Raw genomic sequence first — 1,221 nt, 5'->3', positions numbered from 1 at the left:
GCCGCCTGGACAACGACGTGGCCACCGACGCGCGCGACGAGCCCGGCCGCCTTTTGGTCGCGATGGGCCGCATGCAGACCCAGTTGCAGCGCTTCTCCCGCGAAACCGCCTTGATGATTGAGCTGCATGCCGACAAGGACATCAGCCACCGCATGCCGCAGGACTTCCCCGGCGTGTACGGCGAACTGAGCAAGGGCATCAACACCATGATGTTCGAGCACCTGGACGCCATCGTCGAGGCGGTCGAGATCCTCAACGAATACGCCAACGGCGATCTGCGCCGCGATGCGCGCCGGCTGCCCGGCAGCCGTGCGGTGCTGCACGAGTCGATGGATGCGGCCAAGGCCAGCCTGCTGGCGATCAACACCGAGATCAAGCGCCTGGCCGCGGCGGCCGCCGCCGGCGACTTCAGTGCCCGCGGCGATGCGGCCAGTTTCCAGCACGACTTCCGGCTGATGGTGCAGGACCTCAACGCGATGATGGAGGTCAGCGACGTCAATCTGGGCAAGCTGTCGGCGTTGCTGCAGTCCATCGCTGCCGGCGACCTCACCACCCGCATGCATGGCGACTTCCACGGCGTGTTCGCACGGATGCGCGAGGACGCCAACGCCACCACCGACCAGTTGACCGGCATCGTCGCGCGCATCCAGACCGCGGCCAGCAGCATCAGCGCGGCCGCCGGCGAGATCGCCAGCGGCAACGACGACCTGTCGCGCCGCACCGAGCAGCAGGCGGCCAGCCTGGAGGAAACCGCGGCCTCGATGGAAGAGTTGACCTCGACCGTGCGCCAGAACGCCGAACACGCCCGCCAGGCCAACCAGTTGGCGGTCGGTGCGGCCTCGGTGGCCTCGCAGGGCGGCATGGTGGTGGGCCAGGTGGTCGAAACCATGAGCGGCATCGAGGCCTCGTCGAAGAAAATCGCCGACATCATCTCGGTTCGACGGCATCGCCTTCCAGACCAACATCCTGGCACTCAACGCCGCGGTCGAAGCCGCCCGCGCCGGCGACCAGGGCCGCGGCTTCGCGGTCGTCGCCACCGAAGTCAGGACCCTGGCGCAGCGCTCGGCCAACGCCGCCAAGGAGATCAAGACGCTGATCGACGAGTCGGTCGGCCGTGTTGCCGAGGGATCTGCCCTGGTCGACCAGGCCGGCAAGACCATGCAGGAGATCGTGGGCTCGGTGCAGCGGGTGACCGACATCATGGGCGAGATCTCGGCGGCG

Annotated in this window: 1 pseudogene; it reads left to right on the top strand. The window is 68.1% G+C overall.

Annotated elements, in window-relative coordinates:
• A pseudogene (locus D180_RS17555) lies at positions 1 to 1,221 on the top strand (methyl-accepting chemotaxis protein); the annotation flags it as partial.

The sequence above is a fragment of the Xanthomonas sp. SHU 166 genome (assembly GCF_000364685.1).
Classification (GTDB): domain Bacteria; phylum Pseudomonadota; class Gammaproteobacteria; order Xanthomonadales; family Xanthomonadaceae; genus Xanthomonas_A; species Xanthomonas_A sontii.
This window is presented reverse-complemented; position numbering and strand designations above follow the sequence as displayed.